The sequence below is a fragment of the Burkholderia sp. KL41 genome, assembly GCF_057005415.2.
In genome coordinates, this window is sequence record NZ_CM174446.1 from 1,895,948 (window position 1) to 1,914,746 (window position 18,799).

Annotated in this window: 14 protein-coding genes; 10 read left to right on the forward strand and 4 right to left on the reverse strand. The window is 69.7% G+C overall.

Annotated features, from left to right (window positions below; genetic code table 11):
• The first annotated feature begins 3 nt into the window (after nt 1-3).
• The 8 genes from PQB87_RS08820 (at nt 4) to PQB87_RS08855 (ending at nt 12,560) form a co-directional block, all read left to right on the forward strand.
• Nucleotides 4-4,998 carry a non-ribosomal peptide synthetase gene (locus PQB87_RS08820; protein WP_489241415.1) on the forward strand — a complete coding sequence of 1,665 codons (4,995 nt, stop codon included), beginning with the start codon at nt 4-6 and terminating at the stop codon, nt 4,996-4,998.
• Complete coding sequence (locus PQB87_RS08825; protein WP_489241417.1) at nt 4,988-6,022, forward strand: GNAT family N-acetyltransferase; 1,035 nt, start codon at nt 4,988-4,990, stop codon at nt 6,020-6,022. Before PQB87_RS08820 ends, PQB87_RS08825 begins: the two co-directional genes overlap by 11 nt.
• A gap of 32 nt (nt 6,023-6,054) precedes the next feature.
• Entirely contained in the window at nt 6,055-7,419 is a 1,365-nt protein-coding gene (locus tag PQB87_RS08830) for a lysine N(6)-hydroxylase/L-ornithine N(5)-oxygenase family protein (RefSeq protein WP_489241419.1), read from the forward strand.
• A 46-nt stretch (nt 7,420-7,465) separates the two neighbouring features.
• Nucleotides 7,466-9,694, forward strand: a complete 2,229-nt coding sequence (locus PQB87_RS08835) for a TonB-dependent siderophore receptor (protein WP_489242839.1) — start codon at nt 7,466-7,468, stop codon at nt 9,692-9,694.
• Between the two features lie 86 nt (nt 9,695-9,780).
• A complete protein-coding gene (locus tag PQB87_RS08840; RefSeq protein WP_489241421.1) occupies nt 9,781-10,620 on the forward strand; it encodes a formyltransferase family protein in 840 nt (279 codons plus the stop codon).
• Nucleotides 10,620-11,636, forward strand: a complete 1,017-nt coding sequence (locus PQB87_RS08845; RefSeq protein WP_059682659.1) for a GNAT family N-acetyltransferase — start codon at nt 10,620-10,622, stop codon at nt 11,634-11,636. The genes PQB87_RS08840 and PQB87_RS08845 overlap by 1 nt, the downstream gene beginning before the upstream one ends.
• Nucleotides 11,637-11,886: 250 nt before the next feature.
• Nucleotides 11,887-12,147, forward strand: coding sequence for a type II toxin-antitoxin system VapB family antitoxin (vapB, locus tag PQB87_RS08850; protein WP_049096496.1), 261 nt, complete (start codon nt 11,887-11,889; stop codon nt 12,145-12,147).
• Nucleotides 12,144-12,560: a PIN domain-containing protein gene (locus PQB87_RS08855; RefSeq protein ID WP_021160096.1), complete on the forward strand. Its 417-nt coding sequence runs from the start codon at nt 12,144-12,146 to the stop codon at nt 12,558-12,560. Before vapB ends, PQB87_RS08855 begins: the two co-directional genes overlap by 4 nt.
• 48 nt (nt 12,561-12,608) lie before the next feature.
• Here PQB87_RS08855 and PQB87_RS08860 read toward each other — a convergent pair whose 3' ends face one another.
• The gene (locus tag PQB87_RS08860) at nt 12,609-13,514 is read right to left on the reverse strand and encodes a nucleotidyl transferase AbiEii/AbiGii toxin family protein (RefSeq protein WP_489241424.1); all 906 of its coding nucleotides are present in this window, start codon (nt 13,512-13,514) and stop codon (nt 12,609-12,611) included.
• On the reverse strand, nt 13,483-14,556 hold the full coding sequence (locus tag PQB87_RS08865) for a type IV toxin-antitoxin system AbiEi family antitoxin (protein ID WP_489241426.1): 1,074 nt from the start codon (nt 14,554-14,556) through the stop codon (nt 13,483-13,485). The genes PQB87_RS08860 and PQB87_RS08865 overlap by 32 nt, the downstream gene beginning before the upstream one ends.
• 341 nt (nt 14,557-14,897) lie before the next feature.
• Here PQB87_RS08865 and PQB87_RS08870 point away from each other — a divergent pair, with 341 nt between their 5' ends.
• Complete coding sequence (locus PQB87_RS08870) at nt 14,898-16,061, forward strand: M20 aminoacylase family protein (RefSeq protein ID WP_489241428.1); 1,164 nt, start codon at nt 14,898-14,900, stop codon at nt 16,059-16,061.
• Nucleotides 16,062-16,304: 243 nt separating this feature from the next.
• Entirely contained in the window at nt 16,305-16,844 is a 540-nt protein-coding gene (gene bamE / locus PQB87_RS08875) for an outer membrane protein assembly factor BamE domain-containing protein (RefSeq protein ID WP_048020589.1), read from the forward strand.
• 27 nt (nt 16,845-16,871) lie between these two features.
• Here bamE and PQB87_RS08880 read toward each other — a convergent pair whose 3' ends face one another.
• Entirely contained in the window at nt 16,872-18,176 is a 1,305-nt protein-coding gene (locus tag PQB87_RS08880) for a cobyrinic acid a,c-diamide synthase CobB (RefSeq protein WP_489241430.1), read from the reverse strand.
• A gap of 2 nt (nt 18,177-18,178) precedes the next feature.
• Nucleotides 18,179-18,781 (reverse strand): cob(I)yrinic acid a,c-diamide adenosyltransferase, encoded by a 603-nt coding sequence (gene cobO / locus PQB87_RS08885; protein WP_021160089.1) that lies wholly within the window; start codon nt 18,779-18,781, stop codon nt 18,179-18,181.
• Nucleotides 18,782-18,799: the final 18 nt, after the last annotated feature.

Consider the following 18,799-nt stretch of genomic DNA (forward strand, 5'->3'; position numbering starts at 1 on the left):
CGGATGACGAAGGTTCAACCCGACTGGCTGGCGCTCGCGACGCGTTTCGCGCAACTGCCCGACGCGCAGCGCGCGGTGTTCATCGACAAGCTCGGCGCGGCCGGCATCGATTTTCGCGTGCTGCCGATCCCGCCGCGCACGCCGCGCAGCGACCGCGTGCCGGCGTCGTTCGCACAGACGCGGCTGTGGCTGCATGCGCGGCTGATCGATGCGCCCGATGCGTACCACATCACCGAGCGCCTGGCGCTGACGGGCCCGCTCGACGTGCACGCGTTGCGGCTTGCATGCGATGCGCTGATCGCGCGCCACGAGGCGCTGCGCACGACCTTCGACGAAGCGCCGGACGGCGTCGCGCAAACGATCCACGCGCCGATGCGCTGCCCGTGGCGCGAAACCGGTCTTGAAGCGCTGCCGGACGCGCAGCGCACGGCGCGCGCGCAAGCCGTCGCGACGGCCGAGGAAGCCGAGCCGTTCGATCTCGGCGTGGCGCCGCTCGTCCGCGCCCACCTGGTGCGCTTCGACGCGACGCATCACTGGCTCGCGCTCACCGTGCACCACATCGTGTCGGACGGCTGGTCGTCGGGCGTGATGCTCGAGGAACTCGCGGCGTTCTATCGCACGTATGCGTCCGACCGGCCGGTGCCGCTCGCGCCGCTGCCGATCCAGTACGCCGACTACGCGCTGTGGCAGCGCCGCTGGCTCGACGCCGGCGAGCGCGAACGCCAGCTCGCGTTCTGGCGCGAACGGCTCGATCCGCAGCGCGGCGTGCTGACGCTGCCGGGCGCGGCCGCACGACCCGCGCGCCGCAGTGCGCGCGGCGCCCGCCACGTGTTTTCGCTCGACGCGCGCATCGCTGCGCAACTGCGCGCATTCGCGGCCGCATCGGGCGCCACGCCGTTCGCGGTGCTGCTCGCCGCGCTCGATGCGCTGCTCGCGCGCGCGACGGGCGATGCGCGGATCTGCGTCGGCGTGCCGGCCGCGAACCGCGAACGCGCGGAAGTCGCCGGCCTGATCGGCTTCTTCGTCAACACGCTGGCGATCGACGTCGACGTGCCCGCGCACGGCGATTTCTCGTCGCTGGTCGCGCGCACGCAGCGTGCGCTCGTCGACGCGCAGATGCATCAGGACGTGCCGTTCGAGCAGGTGGTCGACGCGCTCGGCGTGCCGCGCAGCGCGAGCCACCATCCGCTGTTCCAGGTGATGGCCGCATACGGCGAGCGTCGTGCGTTGCCGGCGCTCGGCGCGGCGTCGGCCGCGTTGCTGCCGTCCGGTACGCCTTCCGCGAAATTCGACCTGACGCTGTCGGTCGAGGCGACGCCGGACGGCACGTTCGACGCCGCGTTCATCTACGCGCTCGACCTGTTCGATGCGGATGCGGTCGAACGGCTGGCCGCGCGCTTCGTCACGCTGCTCGCCGATGCGCTCGCGCGCCCCGACCTGCCGGTCGGCGATCTCGACTGGCTGCCCGCCGCCGAGCGCGCGCAGCTCCTTGCATGGAACGCGCCGGCCGGCGCGACCGATGCCGGGCCGTTCGTGCCCGTGCATGCACGCATCGCCGCGCATGCCCAGGCACGGCCCGACGCGCGCGGCGTTGCCGATATCGATCGTGCGTTCACACGCGGCGAAGTCGATGCGCGTGCGGCCCGCCTGGCGCGCCATCTGGTGGCGGCCGGCGTACGGCCGGAAATGCGGGTCGGCGTCGCGCTGCAGCGCTCGGTCGACCTGCTCGTCGCGCTGATCGCGGTCTTGAAGTCGGGCGCCGCGTTCGTGCCGCTCGATCCGGCTCATCCGCGCGAACGGCTCGCGCAGATCGTCGGCGACGCGAACATCGCGCACGTGCTGACCGACGGCGCGAGCGCCGCGTCGTTGCCCGAGCTGCCGGCGCTGCGCGTGTGGCGCGCCGATGAAGTCGCTGCGCTCGACGAAGCGGCGCACGTCGTGCTGCCGGACGTGCTGCCGGGGCATGCTGCTTATGCGATCTACACGTCGGGCTCGACCGGCAAGCCGAAGGGCGTGATCGTCGACCATGCATCGTTCGCGCTGCATTGCGCGGCGATCGCCGAGCGCTACGGCGCCGGCGAGCAGGACGTGTTCCTGCTGTTCCAGTCGGTCAACTTCGACGGCGCGCATGAAGGCTGGTTCTCGCAATACATGTCGGGCGCCGCCGTGTCGGTGACGGCCGACGTGCTGTGGCCGCCCGCGCAGACCTGCGCGATGATGGTCCGCGACGGCGTGACGATGACCTACGTGCCGCCCGGCTGCGCCGCGCAGCTCGCCGAATGGGCGCTCGCGCACGGCGCGCCGCCGACACTGCGGTCGCTGACCGTCGGCGGCGAAGCAACGTCGCGCGAGGCGTTCGCGATGCTGCGCCGCGCGCTGCCGAACGTGCGCGTGGTCAACGGCTACGGGCCGACCGAGACGGTCATCACGCCGACGCTGTGGATGTTCCGGCCTGGCGACGATCTCGCGAAGCTCGGCGACGCCGCGTACCTGCCGATCGGTACGCTGGTCGGCGCACGCACCGCGCACGTGCTCGACGAGCGGCTGCATCCGCTGCCGGTCGGCGTGATCGGCGAACTGTACCTGGGCGGCGAGGGGATCGGCGTCGCGCGCGGCTATCTCGACCGCCCGGCGCTGACGGCCGAGCGTTTCGTGCCGGATCCGTACGGCGCGCCGGGCGCGCGGCTGTACCGCACGGGCGATCTCGTGCGGCGCCGCGCGGACGGCGTGTTCGACTTCATCGGCCGCGTCGACCACCAGGTGAAGCTGCGCGGGCTGCGCATCGAGCTCGGCGAGATCGAGGCGCAGCTTGCCGCGCACGACGCGGTGCGTGAAGCATGCGCGGTTGTGCACGGGCAGGGCGCACTCGCGCAGCTCGTCGCGTACGTCGAGCTGACCGCCGACGCACGGGCGGCCGCGCAGCCGGTCGAAGCCGCGACGCTCGACGCACACCTGCGCCGCACGCTGCCCGATTACATGGTGCCCGCGCAGCTGATCGTGCTCGACGCGCTGCCGCGCAACGCGAACAGCAAGGTCGACCGCGCACGGCTGCCGGCGCCCGTGCGCGTCGAACGCGCGTACGAAGCGCCGCAGGACGGCGACGAAGCCGCGCTCGCGGCGATCTGGTGCGACGTGCTGAATCTCGAGCGTGTGGGCCGGGGCGATCACTTCTTCGATCTCGGCGGCCATTCGCTTGCCGCCGTGCGCGTCGCGACGCGCGTGGCCGAACGGCTCGGCCGCGACGTGCCGGTGCGCGCGCTGTTCGAAGCGCCGGTGCTCGCGCAGTACGCGCGCCAGGTGGCCGATGCGCCGCGCGCCGCGCATGCCGGTGCCGCGGCGCCGGGCGTTGCGGTGGCGCAACCGGACGCCCACGGCGTGTGGCCGCTGTCGCCGGCGCAGCTCGGCCTGTGGTTCCTGTGGCGCGCGCAGCCGGACAGCGCCGCGTACAACATTCCGGTCGCGCTGCGGGTGCGCGGCCCGCTCGACGTCGATGCGCTGCGTGCGGCCTTCTCGGATGTCGCGGCCGTGCATCCGGCGCTGCGCGCGCGGCTCGTGGCGCGTGACGGCGCGCTGCCGGGCCAGCGGATCGACGCGGACGTTTCCGTCGAACTGCCGGTGATCGACCTGTCGGCGCAAGCCGATGTGCTTGCCCGCGCGGCGGCGCTGACCGACGAGGATGCGCTCGCGCCGTTCGACCTCGCGGCCGATGCGCCGCTGTGGCGCGCGTGGGTGCTGCGGCTCGGCGCGGACGATCACGTGCTGTCGCTGACGATTCATCACATCGTGTCGGATGGCGAATCGATCGAGCTGTGGCTCGATGCGGTTCGCGCACGCTATGTCGCCCGCGTGCAGGGCGGTGCCGTGGCGGCCGGGGAGATCGCCCAACCGGTCGCCCGGCCGCTCGTGCTGCCCGCGCCGTGCCATCCGGCCCGCGTCGCTTACTGGCGCGATGCGCTGGCCGACCTGCCGGCGCGCCTGCTGCCGCAGCGCGCCAACGCGCCGGCCGTGCCGCAATGGCGCGCGGCGCGCATCGCGTTCGAATTCGACGGCGCGCTGATCCGCGCCGCACGCGATACGGCGTCGGCCGCGCACGCGACGCTGCCGATGCTGCTGCACGCGGCGCTCAACACCGCCTTGTTCCGCGCGACGGGTGCGGCCGACCAGCCGGTCGGCGTGCTCGCGTCGACGCGCGAGCTGACGGGCGACGCGGCCCGCGAGGCGCTCGGCCTCTTCATCAATTCGGTCGTCGTGCGCACGCGGATCGACCCGGCCGCGCGTCGCGCGGACGTGCTGGCCCAGGTGCGCGACACGGCACTCGCGGCCTATGCGCACGCCGACGTGCCGTTCGCGGACGTCGTCGCGGCGCTGCGCGCGCCGCGTGCCGCGCAGGCCAATCCGCTGTTCCAGGTGATGTTCAACTACCTGCGCCCGACCGGTGCCGCCGCGCGCGACTGGGCCGGCCTGTCGCTGGCCGGGTTCGACGATGTGCGCCATCGCGTCGTGTTCACGCTGGAGCTGGACGTCGTCGAGCATCCGGACGGGCGCGTGAGCGCCGCGTTCTCGTATGCGGACGAACTGCTCGACCGCAGCTTCGTCGATGTGCTCGTCGACGTTTACCACGACGAAGTCGCGCGCTTCGCCGGCGCGTCGGAAGCCGCGCTCGGCGCGCCCGACACGCATGCCGTTGCGCAAGCGTCGCCGCGCGCGCACGCGGCAGGCGACGCACGCGCCGCAACGTCGTCACGCGCACCGCACGCGGCTGCCGCGCTCGCGGCGCTGTGGTCCGACACGTTCGCGACGGCCGCGCCCGAGCCCGATGCCGACCTGTTCGAAGCGGGCGCGACGTCGTTCGACGTCGTGCGCTTCGTCGACGCGGCCAGCCGCGCCGGTCACGCGCTGACGGTCGCCGACCTGTTCGCGTCGCCGACCTTCGCGGCACTCGGCGCGCGGCTCGACGCATGCACGGAAACGGGACAGGAGGAACGCCATGCTGGCTGAAGTGCGTCCGGACGGATTCACGATGCTCGATACCTACCGCCTCGCGTTCGCGGACGGCCTGTTCGCCGTGCGCGACGGCGCGGAGATCCGCGTCGCGCAGGGCGACGGCATCGGTGCGCAGTTGTTGCGCGCGCAACTCGGCGACGACGGCGCGCTGCGCCTCGTCGCATACAACCATCGCGCGTCGCCGGCCGACCAGCGGCGTGCGCTGCTGGCCGCATTGGCCGCGGCGTTTTCCGACAGCGCGCGCCACGCGTCGATCCGGCTCGACCCGGCCGCATGGCCGGCGGTCGCGCTCGATGCGCTGCGCGCGAGCGGCGTGCTCGCCGACGCCGGCCGTTGCATGCGCGAAGGCTGGGCACAGCAGGCCGACCTGTGGCTCGTCGGCCCGCATCTGTCGTGCGCGACGCTGCCGGTGTTCACCGACGACCGCCGCCACCCGCGCCGGCCGCCGGCGCCGCGCGGCGAAGTCTATGCGCGCGACCTGCCGGCGCTCGGCGTGCGCTTCACGCTGCGCGGCTGGCAGCCGGCCGAGGATGCCCAACGCGTCGCGCGCTGGTTCGACGAGCCGCGCGTGCGCGACGGCTGGCCGGGCGCGCAGCCTGGCGTGGACGGCGGGCAAGGTGCGGCGCCGGATGCCGACCCGCACGTCACGCCGCTCGTCGGCTGCTTCGACGGCGAACCGTTCGCGTATTTCGAGGCGTTCTGGTTGAAGGAAGACGCGCTCGCGCCGCACGTCGCGGCGCGCGACTACGACCGCGGGCTGCGGATGCTGGTCGGCGAATCGCGCTGGCGCGGCCCGCATTGCGTGGCGGGCTGGCTGCCGTGCGTCGTTCATTACCTGTTTCTCGACGACCCGCGTACCGAAGCGGTCGGCTGTGCCGTTCCGGCCGGCCACGCGCGGGTTGCCGACCATCTCGCGCGGCATGGCTTCGCGCGGCAGCGCCGTCTCGCGCTGGCCGACGCGCAGCCGCTGTGGATGCGCACGCTGCGCGAGACGTTCTTCTCCGGCCGTCACGTCTGACGCGCCGGATTCACCGACAAGGGAGCTGAGACATGCAGAGAGAAACCGTATTCGACCTGATCGGCGTCGGCTTCGGGCCGTCGAATCTGGCGCTGGCCGTGCGCCTCGCGGAGCGCGGCGGCGCGCGTACGCTCGCCCATTGCTTCGTCGAGCGCCAGCCTGAATTCGGCTGGCATCGCGGGATGCTGCTCGACGACTGCCGGATGCAGATCTCGTTTCTGAAGGATCTCGTCACGATGCGCGATCCGAAAAGCCGCTACACGTTCATCAACTACCTGTTTGAACGCGGCCGGCTGAACGAATTCGTCAACCTGAAGAACTTCTACCCGACCCGCGTCGAGTTCCACGACTACCTGAGCTGGGTGGCCGACGCGTTCGACGATCGCGTCCATTACAGCGAGACCGTGCTGGGCATCGAGCCCGTGCGCGGCGACGGCGCACGGATCGACGCGCTGCGCGTGCTGTCGCGCGACGCCGCCGGCCACGAGCGCCAGCGCGTCACGCGCGCGCTGTCGGTCGGCGTCGGCGGGACGCCGGCGATCCCGGACGCGTTCGCCGTGCTCGGCCGCGACCGCGTGATCCACTCGTCGTCCTACCTGACCGACATCGACCGGCTCGTCGCGTCGCCGGACGGCGAGCGCCGCCGCGTCGCGGTGATCGGCGCGGGGCAGAGCGCGGCCGAGGTGTTCATCGATCTCGCGCGCCGCTTCCCGCATGTCGACGCGAGCCTCGTGATGCGCGCGGGCGCGCTGAAGCCGGCCGACGACAGCCCGTTCGTCAACGAGATCTTCAGCCCCGAATTCACCGATGTCGTCTATGCGCAGCCGCATGACGCGCGCCGTGCGCTGCTCGAACGCTATCGCGACACGAACTATGCGGTGGTCGACAGGCCGCTGATCGAACAGATCTACGAAATGCTGTACCTGCAGCGCATCGACGGCACGCCGCGTCATGCGCTGCTCGCGAACAGCGCGATCGAGGGCGCGGTGCGCACCGCCGACGGCCGCATCGAGCTGACGTTGCGCGACCGGATGAGCGGTGCGACGCGCGTCGAGCGCTTCGACGCGCTCGTGCTCGCGACCGGCTACCGCCGCGACACCCATTCGGCGCTGCTCGAAGGGCTTGCGCCGCACCTGGGCGATGCGCTCGAGCGTGGCGACGTGACGCGCGACTACCTGCTCGCGACGCCCGCGCACTTCGCGCCGCGCATCTACCTGCAAGGCTGCTGCGAAGACAGCCACGGTTTGTCCGACACGCTGCTGTCGGTGCTGGCACGCCGCGCGGACGAAATCTGCGCGTCGCTCGAAGACGGGATCGTGCCCGCCCATGACGAAGGCGCGGCCAAGGCAAGACAAGAAAACGGGGTGAGCGCGGGCCGGATGGCTTTCGCTCTTTGACAAAGGCGCGGTCGGAGACCGCATGAAAAAAGTGGAGCAGAGAAAGATGGAGTGGGCAACAGGCACGCGTTTGCGTGCGATCGCAGCCGCGGCAAGCGTGGCGTTCGGTGCGGCGGCGGGGCAGGCATATGCCCAGACGGCGCCGGCCGTGAACGCAGGCGCCGCGGCGTCGGCCAGCAGTGCGCAGGGCGGTGCGGCGGCCAGTGCGTCGACCGGTACGCTGCCGACGATCAACGTCAACGCGGCCTCGGAAGGGGACAGCACGGTCGGGCTCGTCGCGAAGCGCAGCCGGACCGGCACGAAGACCGATACACCGATCAACGAGATCCCGCAGACGATCAACGTCGTCACCGCGCAGCAGATCGAGATGACCGGCGCGACCGACGTGAACGCGGCACTGCGCTACGTGCCGGGTTTCTCGTCGTATGGTTCGGACAACCGTTCCGACTGGTACGCGGCACTGCGCGGCTTCACGCCGACCGCCTACGTGAACGGGCTGCAGGTGCCGAACACGATCAACCTCGCGAGCTGGCGCGTCGATCCGTACATGATCGACAGCATCACCGTGCTGCGCGGGCCGACCTCGGTGCTGTACGGCGCGGGCGACCCCGGCGCGATCATCGACGTGCAGACCAAGCTCGCGGACGGCGAGCGCGTGCGCGAGGCCGGCGTGCAGATCGGCAACTACGCGCGCAAGCAGTTCATGATCGACGTGGGCGACAAGCTCGACCCGGATGGCAAGTACGCGTACCGGTTCGTCGGCGTCGCGCGCGACGGCAATGCGCTGACCGGCCCGAACAACGACCAGCGCGTCGCGCTTGCGCCGTCGTTCCGCTGGCGCCCGAACGCGGATACGTCGCTGACGCTGTCCGCGACGTACCTGCAGGACTGGGGCGACATCTCGTCGAACTTCCTGCCCGCGCAGGGCACGGTGCTGCCGAATCCGAGCGGCCAGATCAACAAGGACGTGTACGAAGGCGACCCGAACTTCAACTACTACCGCAAGAAGCAGTGGTCGGTCGGCTACCAGTTCGAGCAGAACCTGACTTCGGCCTGGAAGTTCCGGCAGAACGTCCGCCTGATGCACCTGTCGCTCGACAATGGTTCGGTGTGGGGCAACGGCTTCGTCGACGGCAGCACGACCGATGTCAGCCGCTGGGCCGGCGTGTTCCAGATGAACTACAGCCGCTTCGACATCGACAACAACGTCGAGGGCCGCTTCGCGACGGGCCCGCTGCAGCACACGCTGCTGCTCGGCTTCCAGTACAACCGGCAGACCGCAACCGACAGCGAGTGGATTGCCGCCGCGCCGCCGTTGAACATCTACAACCCGGTGTACACGCCCGTGACCACGTCGGTGTTCTCCAACCCGGAGACCACGGGTCGCACCAACACGTACACGGCGATGAACACGTTCGGCCTGTACGCGCAGGACCAGATCAAGTGGAACCGCTGGACGCTGACGCTCGGCGGCCGCGAGGACTGGGTCAACATGCGCCAGGACGACCGCGCGGGCGGCACGTCGACGAAGGCGGACGTGACGGCATTCACCGGCCGCGTCGGCCTCACGTACCAGGGCGACTACGGGCTGTCGCCGTACATCAGCTACGCGACTTCGTTCAACCCGCTGATCGGTGTGAACCTGCTCGGCGGCGGGCTGCCGCAGCCGACGCGCGGCAAGCAGATCGAGGCCGGCCTGCGCTGGCAGCCGCCCGGCAAGAACCTGATGCTGAACGCGGCGATCTACCAGATCAACCAGACCAACGGCATCACGCCGGCGCTGCCGAGCCAGGACGACAGCGGCACCAAGTCGGTACAGTCCGGCGAGGTGCGTTCGCGCGGGATCGAGCTGAGTGCGACCGGCAAGGTCACGCCGAACCTGTCGCTGATCGCCTCGTACGTCTACCAGGACGTGAAGGTCATCAAGGCGAACGACAACTCGCTGAACAACTGGCCGGTCGACATTCCGCGTCCGCGCCAGATGGCGTCGCTGTGGGCCGACTGGACTTGGCATACGGGGGCGCTCGCGGGGCTGGGCTTCGGCGGCGGCGTTCGCTACCAGAGCGCGTCGGCCGGTGGGTCCGACAACGCGCTGACGGTGTCGAGCGTCACGCTGTTCGACGCGGGCGTGCACTACGACACGCGCAACTGGCGCTTCGCCGTGAATGCGACGAACCTGGCCAACCGCCACTACATCAGCGGCTGCCAGTCGGTGAACGTCTGCGTGTTCGGCACCGACCGCACGGTGATCGCGACCGCGAAATACAACTGGTGACGATGCGCGCCGCGGCCCGCCGGCCGGCCTTCGTGGCCGGCGCGGGCCGGCCGCGGCGCCTTCGTCCGCTTTTCCACGACGCATCCATGCCGAAGAAAAATCTCGTCTACATCCAGTCGCTGCGCAACGGCGCGGCCGATCGCGCCGGCCAGCCGGTCGCTTATCAGGGCGGCACGCGCTACATGAAGGCGCCGCTCGAATTCCTCGTCGAGCGCCTGAACGACTCGCCGCTCGGCGAGCGCTACACGCTCAAGGGCGTGATCGTCGACGACGACGACGGTTCGCCGGCCGACCGCGCGAAGGTGGCCGACTACGGTTTCGCGCGCACGCCGGGCCGCCCGTGGATCCTGCCGGAAGGGTTGACGGTGCAGGGCCGGCCGGTCGACGAACTGTTCTGCACGATTGCGTCGACGTACCGGCGGCTGCCGCGCGACGCACGCGAGCGTGCAGCCGGCAAACAGGCGTTCGAGCGCCGCCTGCTCGAGCGCCTGCTCGAACTCCAAGCCGATGTCGTCGTGCTCGACGGGCTGCTCGTGATCCTCGACGAGCTCGTGCGGCCCGGCGCGCGCTTTCACCGGCGCATCGCCAACATCCACCCGGGTATCACCGCCGACGGTTCGCCTTACCAGCGGCGCGGCGCATGGGCGACGCTCGACGCGCTGCACGGCGCGCGCGGCGAACGGGTCGACTGGGCGAGCGGCGCGACGTCGTCGGTCGAGCCCGTGATGATGACGGGCGCGTCGTTCCACTACGTCGACAACGGCATCGATTCCGGCGAGGTGATCTGCGACGTGCTCGACACGCCGATCGCACCGGACGACACGATTCTCGAACTGCGCTGGAACAACTTCCAGCGCAGCCTGTTTCCGGCGCTCGAGCGGGGGCTGCACGTTCTCGCCGATCGCCACGACGCGGGAGCACTGTGATGCAAGACACGCTGACGAAACCGGCCGGCGCCGCCGACGCCGTCGAAGGTGAAGTGGCCGCGGCGCTCGACGGCGCCGCGCACGGGCCGGCGATGACGGTCGCCGAGCGCTCGCTCGACGCGTGGCGGCCCGACGATTCGCCGGAGGCACTGCTCGCGGCGTTCGTCGCGCTCTTCAACACCGACACGCGATACGACGCGGCGACGATCACGGTGCCGCTCGGCGGCGCCGATGCGGCGGCCGTTGCGTCGTTCGTCGCGCGCGCGGTGCGCGAGGGCGTGATCGACGGCGCGCAGGCCGAGGGCGACACGTTGCGGTTCACCGTATCGCGCACGACCTTCTGGCAGAACCCGCGACCGTGGCTGAAGGCGCCCGCGTCGGGCGGGATGCCGCTTCGCCATGCGATCACGAACGGCCACCGGCACCCGGTGCGGCCGCCGTCGCCGGCCGGCGAGATCTATGCACGCCATATGCCGCAGGTCGGGATGACGTTCAGCCTGCGCACCGTCGACATCGACGCGCATGCGGACCTGTTCAGCGGCTGGATGAACCTCGATCGCGTCGCGCATTTCTGGGACCAGCGCGGCACGCGCGACGAGCACGCGGCGTATCTTGCCGAGCGGCTCGCCGATCCGCACATGCACCCGATGATCGGCTATTTCGACGACACGCCGTTCGGCTATTTCGAGTTCTACTGGGCGAAGGAGGATCGTCTCGCGCCGTTCTACGATGCGCACGACTACGATCGCGGGCTGCACCTGCTGATCGGCGATTCGCGGTTCCAGAGCGCCGGCAAGCTGCACGCATGGTGGAGCGGGGTGCTGCACTACATGTTCGTCGACGAACCGCGCACGCAGCGGCTCGTCGGCGAGCCGCGCGTCGATCACGTGCGGCACATCGCGTACATGCACCGGCTCGGGTTCTACACGCTGAAGGAGTTCGACTTCCCGCACAAGCGCGCGGCGCTCACCGTGATCGAGCGAGACACATTCTTCGACACTTTCCGGTTGCCGTGACGGCGCGGGTGCGCAGCGTCGGTGCGACGTTGCGCGCGATGCGGTGCCGCACCGGCATCGGCCGTTCGGGATATGGACCGCGTGGCCTGCGTCGTGAAGAATGGATCGCTCTCCTCATCGACGACAGGCCGGCAACATGACAAAAACACCCGTGGCAGCGTGGGGCGCGACGTCCGATTTGCGCCCCCTCAATTTGACATATGCTGGCATATGTCTAGAATGGGCGCATCGTACTCCCATGGAGTGGCTCATGCGCACCGTTTCCATTTTCAAGAACGCCCGTAACCAGGCAATCCGCATCCCGAAGGACATGGAGTTCGAGGGGGTGACGGAACTCGAGATCCGCCGCGAGGGCGACACACTGATGCTGCGGCCGGTGCGGCCCACGTGGCTCTCGTTCGCGAGCGAACCGCTGGCCGACGCCGATTTCCTCGCCGAACGCCCGGCCGTGATCGAGTCCGGCCGCTTCGACCTTTCCGGCGGCGCCGCGCCGACGGAGTCCGGCCAGTGACCACGCTCTACATGCTCGATACGAACATCTGTTCGTTCATCATGCGCGAGCGGCCGCCGGTAGTGCTGTCGCGGCTGCAATCGTGCGTCAATGCGCAGCACCGGATCGTCGTGTCGGCCATCACTTATGCCGAAATGCGGTTCGGCGCAGTCGGCAGGAAGGCTTCGCCGAAGCATGCGGAACTCGTGACGGCCTTTGTCTCGCGGCTCGATGGCGTGCTGTCGTGGGATACGGCGGCCGTCGATGCAACGGCCGCGATTCGCGCCGATCTCGCCGCGCGCGGCATGCCGATCGGCGCGAACGATGCGTCGATCGCCGGGCATGCGATCGCGGCCGGTGCGGTGCTCGTCACGAACAACGGCCGGGAGTTCGGCCGGGTGGCCGGGTTGTCGCTCGAAGATTGGGCAGCCTGAGCGCGGCAGTGCGAAAGCGGGATGACGCGGCGGCGCCACAGCGTCGTGTCATGCGTGCGGTGCGGGTGAATCCTCGAGAAAGGCGTCGCGAAATGCGTCGAGATACCGGTTGGCGTCATCGCTGAATTCACCCGGCAACAGCGTGAACGCACGTGCCAGCAGATCCTGGCCGAGCGTGGCATAGGTCGCTTCGTCGGACAACAGCACGCGGATCGCGTCGCGCGTGTGCGGCGAGGCAATCCGTTTCGCGTCTCGCGCGAGCAGCGCGGCGGCGGCAAGGCCGGGCTGGAACGCATGCCGTTCCAGCAGGTCGGGGGCGGCATCCCAGATGCGCTCGCGATTGCCTGCATCGTGAAAATTCCGCAGCAGGAACAGCAGGTCGTACGCATCGCTGTTCTGGCGTGCACGCCGGTCCTTCCAGGCGAGCAACTTCAGCAGCGCGAGCGCCGGCAGGCCGGCCACCGGCACGACGGTGCGTGCGTCGATCGACACCGGCTGCGCGGTGTCCACCGCTTCCTGGAAGCCGAGCACATTCAGCACGAATTCGCCGCCCGGCGGCCACGCGATCTCGCCCGGCGGCGTTTCGAGCGGCCCGAACGGCACGAGATCGAGTTCGGTGCGAAAACCGTGCGTGCCGCTGTCGAACAGCAGTTTCTGCTGTTGTTTCGGTGCGCGCGTGAATTGCCCGGTCGCAACGAGCGTATCGACGAGCTGCGCGTGAAACGGCCAGCTCACCACGCACACCGCAACGTCGACGTCCCGTGTCGCACGCACCGGCCGGATGCCGTGGACGTGCCACATCAGGATGTCGCGCGCGGTTGCGCCGGCGACGACGAATGCCGCATCGACGCGCGCGCAGGCACGGTTCACCGCTTGCAAGAGCGCGACCGCCGCCGGGTCGAGCGGCCGGCGCGCGTCGACTTCAAGCGGGCGGATGGGCGAGGTATCGGTCATGGATCCGTTCGGCGGCGGCAAGGTTGCGGCTGTCCCCGGACGAGACGAGATCCGCATAGATCAGGAGCGGCGGTACGAGCGGCACGCGCGGCTCGTGCCAATCGAGCACGGGCGAGTGCGGCCAGAATGCTTCGACGATTTCGACGTCGCCGTGGTCGTCCGGGCGCAGGCGGGCCTGGAGCAGCAGGCGGTTCGATGCCGCGCCGTGCGTATAGACGGTGATCTCGGCCGGCTTCAGATCGTGCGTCAGCAGGTCGGCCGCCGGTTCGCCGCCGAGCCGCGCATCGAACGACGCGAAATCGAAATCGCGCCACCAGTCGGGCGCAAGGCTGGCATAACGACGGCTCGGCAGTTTTGCGCGCAGGCGGCTCGGGTACAGCGCAACCCATTCGTGCACGAAGCGCGGCCAGTCGGGTATCAGGCGCTCGCCATTGCGGCGCTGCCCGACGAGGCCGCGCGCGATCAGGTCGTCCATCGCGAGGTTGACCGTGCCCAGCGCGACACCCGATGCGGCCGCGATCGTCCGATACGGCTGCGCGACGAGGCCCGGCTGTGTCGCGACCGCGAACATCACGGCCAGCCCCTTCGGCGTCGTCGCGCGCGATGCCAGCCGGCGCGGTGTGCGTGCGGGTTTCGGCCGGCCCGCGATCATCACGGTCGCCTCCGGCTGAATCAGGCATGCATTGCCCGCGGTGTCGAGAAACGGGATGCCCTGGTCGGTCAGGCCGGCGGCCAGTTCGGCCGAAAGATAGGGCGCGATCAGCATCAGCGGCCGCTCGCCGGGTGTCGCGGTCGCGACGCCGCGGCGGCGCAGTGCCGCGAGTGCGCCCGGCAGCGATTCGACGCGCAGGCTCACGGCGGCCGGCATCTCGAATACGTGCCCGGCAACGTCGAAGCGGATCATCGCGTCGGCTTGCCCGGCATGCGCGGCCGGCACGCGCACGGGCCGCGCGCCGAAGCGCCGGGTCGCGCGTTCGAACGCGGCGCAGGCTTCGTCGAGCACGTGCTGTTCCGACATCGGAAGGGGGGCGTTCTCGGGCATCGGAGGCGATTGCTTGTTCACTTCCTCATCAGCGTACACAAAAAATGTACAGGCGTCAAAAAGTGAACAATTACCTGTAACGCGTTGATGTGTCGGCATTATTCCGGATGCTTGAACGGTCATCATCGAATCCTGGCGCTCGTCAAATCGCTGTCAAGCCCACAGTCTCGCTCGCCCGAGCCGTGTGCGGCAGTCATCCGGATGGCCGGTCAGCTCATATCGTGCGCGGTACCAGATACGGCAACCATCGGTTGCTACCACGACGACTTTTCGTCTGTCCGGTTGCTGGCGAACCGACTATCCTTGCCTGCACATTCCCCGCAGAAACAGGAGACGACACCGTGACGCACAGCGTGATTCCCGCAGGCCTCGCCGATGAAATGATCGAGATCCGGCACCGCATCCATGCCCACCCCGAGCTCGGCTTCGAGGAATTCGCGACGAGCGACCTCGTCGCCGAGCAACTGCAGTCGTGGGGCTATACGGTGCATCGCGGGCTGGGCGGCACGGGCGTCGTCGCGCAGTTGAAGGTCGGCAACGGCACGCAGCGCCTCGGCCTGCGCGCCGACATGGATGCGTTGCCGATCCACGAGGCCACGGGCCTGCCGTACGAGAGCAAGATCGCCGGCAAGATGCACGCATGCGGTCACGACGGCCACACGGCGATGCTGCTCGCCGCCGCGAAGCATCTTGCGCGCGAGCGCCGCTTCTCGGGCACGCTGAACCTGATTTTCCAGCCGGCGGAAGAAGGGCTCGGCGGCGCGAAGAAGATGCTCGACGAAGGGCTGTTCGAGCTGTTCCCGTGCGACGCGATCTTCGCGATGCACAACATGCCGGGCTTCCCCACGGGCAAATTCGGCTTCCTGCCGGGGCCGTTCATGGCGTCGTCCGATACCGTCGTCATCGACGTGCAGGGCCGCGGCGGCCACGGTGCGGTGCCGCACAAGGCGGTCGATTCGGTGGTCGTGTGCGCGCAGATCGTCATTGCGCTGCAGACGATCGTGTCGCGCAACGTGTCGCCGCTCGACATGGCGATCGTCACGGTCGGCGCGATCCACGCGGGCGAGGCGCCGAACGTGATTCCCGATCGCGCGCAGATGCGCCTGTCGGTGCGCGCGCTGAAGCCGGAGGTGCGCGACCTGCTCGAGACGCGCATCAAGGAAGTCGTGCATGCGCAAGCCGCCGTGTTCGGCGCGACCGCGACGATCGACTACCAGCGCCGCTACCCGGTGCTCGTCAACGACACGGATATGACCGCGTTCGCGCGCGGCGTCGCGCGCGAGTGGGTGGGCGAAGCGAACCTGATCGAAGGGATGGTGCCGCTCACCGGCAGCGAGGATTTCGCGTTCCTGCTCGAGAAGCGGCCGGGCTGCTACCTGATCATCGGCAACGGCGACGGAGAGGGCGGCTGCATGGTGCACAACCCCGGCTACGACTTCAACGACGCGGCACTGCCTACCGGCGCGTCGTACTGGGTCAAGCTGGCCGAGGCGTTCCTGGTGTGATGCGGCGGCGCGGCGGCGTGCGAGCTGCCGCGCCTGCAAGGCCGGGGCCGACAACAGGCTCATTTGCATTGGAAACGCGCCAAAGGCGCTACGCAAGAGCCAGCGCGGCCCCCCGCCCAGGCTCATGTTCCATTGGAAAGCGCTCCGTGACCGCATTTGACGCTCCTTGACATCGACGGAACAGGTCGCGTGCTACGCTGCGCGCGACGCCGGACCGGCACGATGAGTACAGGTGTGGATGAAATGCGAAAACAGCTTCTGACCGTGCTGACCGCCGGTGCGGTCGCCATTCTGGCAGCCGGGTGCGACGACCAGAAAGTGGCTGACGCGGTGAATGCGATCAAGCCCGATCCGATGGCGTTCGGCAATCTGCAGCCGGGCGTGTCGACGACCGAGGACGTGCTCCGCCAGGCGGGCAAGCCGGAAATGGTCAGGCAGGGCGACGACGGCTCGCAGCGGTTCGAATATCCGCGCGGCCCGTATGGCACGAGCACCTACATGCTCGATTTCGGGCCCGACGGCCGGCTCGTGTCGATCACGCAGGCGCTGACGGCGGCGAACATCGCGAAGGTCGTGCCCGGGATGTCGAAGGACGACGTGCGCCAACTGCTCGGCAAGCCGACCGAGATCGCGCAATACGCGCTGAGCCACGAAGAGGTGTGGAGCTGGCACTGGGCCGAGGGCGGCGTATCGGGCGACGCGATGTTCAACGCGCATTTCTCGCCCGACGGCACCGTGATCCGCACTTCGCGCTCGGAAGCGCCGGGCCGCGAAAAACCCTGACATCGCGGCGCCTCGCCGTTTTTTCGGTCAGAACGCCGTGCCGTCGAACAGCGCCACGACCGCCTCCGGATTCGACGGCCAGTACAGGTGCATGTACGTCGCGACGATCGCGCCGTGGCGATAGACGGCTTCGCCGCTGCCCGGCTTGCCGTCGGGGCGCGCCGCGTTCGCGACCGGTTCCAGCGGCGTCGCGAGCGTCGAATAATGAAACGTATGGCCGCGCATCGGTCCGGTACGCGTATCGAGCTGCTGCATGCCGAGCGCCGCGAACCGGCGCTGCATCGTCGCCCGCCCCGGCAACATCCCGAGCATCGACGTCGTGACGCCGTCGACGTCGGTCAGCGATTCACACAGATACACCATCCCCCCGCATTCCGCGACGATCGGCCGGCGAGCCGCCGCATGCGCGCGAATGGTTCGTGCGGTGGCGTCATTCGCCGCGAGCGTTGCCGCATGCAGTTCCGGATAGCCGCCCGGCAGGAACAGCGCGTCGCAATCGTCCGGCACGGGTTCGTCGGCGAGCGGCGAGAAGAAGCACAGCCGCGCGCCGAGCGTCTCGAGCAGCGCGAGATTCGCCGGATAGATGAACGAGAACGCCGCGTCGCGCGCAATCGCGATCCGCTTGCCGGCGAGCGCACGCGGCAGCGGCGCCGCGGCGTCCGGTTCGGCGAACGCGACGGCGGGCGGCAATTCGGCGAGCGCCGTCTGCGCGAGCACGTCGGCCGCGCGATCGAGCCGTGCGTCGAGATCGTCGATGTCGGACGGCTGGTGCAGGCCGAGATGCCGCTCCGGCAGCGCGATGCCCGCATCGGCCGGCACGTGCCCGAGCCAGCGCAGGTCGTCGGGCAGCGCCTGTTGCAGCAGTTCCGCGTGCCGGGCCGAGCCGACGCGGTTCGCGAGCACGCCGTGAAACGGCAGCCCCGGCCGGAACCGGGCGAGCCCGAACGCGATCGCCGCGAACGTCTGCGCCATCGCCTTCGCGGAAATCACCGCGACGACCGGCACGCCGAACGCAGCCGCGAGGTCGGCACTGCTCGGCGTGCCGTCGAACAGCCCCATCACGCCTTCGATCAGGATCAGGTCGGCATCGCGTGCGGCATCGGCAAGCAATGCGCGGCAGCCGGCCTCGCCGACCATCCCGAGATCGAGCGCATGAACCGGGGCGCCGCTCGCGCGTTCGAGCAGCATCGGATCGAGAAAGTCGGGCCCGGTCTTGAACACGCGCACACGGCGGCCGAGCCGGCGGTGCAGCCGCGCGAGGCCGGCCGTCACCGACGTCTTGCCCTGGCCCGACGCGGGCGCACTGACGAACAGCGCGGGGCAGGCGGGCATGCTCAGAACTCCACGCCGCGCTGCGCCTTCACGCCTTGCTCCTTGTACGGATGCTTGACGAGCCGCATCTCGGTGACGAGGTCGGCCGCGTCGATCAGCGCATCGGGCGCATGCCGCCCGGTCACGACGACGTGGACCGAGTCGGGACGCGCGGCAAGCGTCGCGAGCACTTCGTCGAGCGGCAGGTATTCGTACTTCAGCACCGTGTTCAGCTCGTCGAGGATCACCATCCGGTAGTCGCCGCTTTCGATCATCCGGCGCGCCTCGTCCCAGCCCTTGCGCGCGGTCGCGATGTCGGCGTCGCGGTTCTGCGTGTTCCACGTGTAGCCGTCGCCCATCGTCACGAAATCGCACTCGGCAACCGCGCCGAGGAAGTCGCGCTCGGACGTGTGCAGCGCGCCCTTGATGAACTGCACGACACCGAGCCGCATGCCGTGGCCGAGCACGCGCACGGCCATGCCGAACGCGGCCGTGCTCTTGCCCTTGCCGTTGCCGGTGTTGACGATCAGCAGGCCCTTTTCGTTGACGGCGGCGGCCTGCTTCTTCTCGTGGCCCGCGCGGCGGCGTTCGGTCATCCGTTGATGGGATTCGGCGTCGGTTTTCATCGGATTCGTCCTGTCGAA

What these genes read in the sequence shown, in the direction of transcription:
- PQB87_RS08820 (WP_489241415.1), top strand. Translation starts at nt 4, where the DNA reads ATGACGAAGGTTCAACCCGACTGGCTGGCGCTCGCGACGCGTTTCGCG.
- PQB87_RS08825 (WP_489241417.1), top strand. Translation starts at nt 4,988, where the DNA reads ATGCTGGCTGAAGTGCGTCCGGACGGATTCACGATGCTCGATACCTAC.
- PQB87_RS08830 (WP_489241419.1), top strand. Translation starts at nt 6,055, where the DNA reads ATGCAGAGAGAAACCGTATTCGACCTGATCGGCGTCGGCTTCGGGCCG.
- PQB87_RS08835 (WP_489242839.1), top strand. Translation starts at nt 7,466, where the DNA reads ATGGAGTGGGCAACAGGCACGCGTTTGCGTGCGATCGCAGCCGCGGCA.
- PQB87_RS08840 (WP_489241421.1), top strand. Translation starts at nt 9,781, where the DNA reads ATGCCGAAGAAAAATCTCGTCTACATCCAGTCGCTGCGCAACGGCGCG.
- PQB87_RS08845 (WP_059682659.1), top strand. Translation starts at nt 10,620, where the DNA reads ATGCAAGACACGCTGACGAAACCGGCCGGCGCCGCCGACGCCGTCGAA.
- vapB (WP_049096496.1), top strand. Translation starts at nt 11,887, where the DNA reads ATGCGCACCGTTTCCATTTTCAAGAACGCCCGTAACCAGGCAATCCGC.
- PQB87_RS08860 (WP_489241424.1), bottom strand. Translation starts at nt 13,514, where the DNA reads ATGACCGATACCTCGCCCATCCGCCCGCTTGAAGTCGACGCGCGCCGG.
- PQB87_RS08865 (WP_489241426.1), bottom strand. Translation starts at nt 14,556, where the DNA reads ATGCCCGAGAACGCCCCCCTTCCGATGTCGGAACAGCACGTGCTCGAC.
- bamE (WP_048020589.1), top strand. Translation starts at nt 16,305, where the DNA reads ATGCGAAAACAGCTTCTGACCGTGCTGACCGCCGGTGCGGTCGCCATT.
- PQB87_RS08880 (WP_489241430.1), bottom strand. Translation starts at nt 18,176, where the DNA reads ATGCCCGCCTGCCCCGCGCTGTTCGTCAGTGCGCCCGCGTCGGGCCAG.
- cobO (WP_021160089.1), bottom strand. Translation starts at nt 18,781, where the DNA reads ATGAAAACCGACGCCGAATCCCATCAACGGATGACCGAACGCCGCCGC.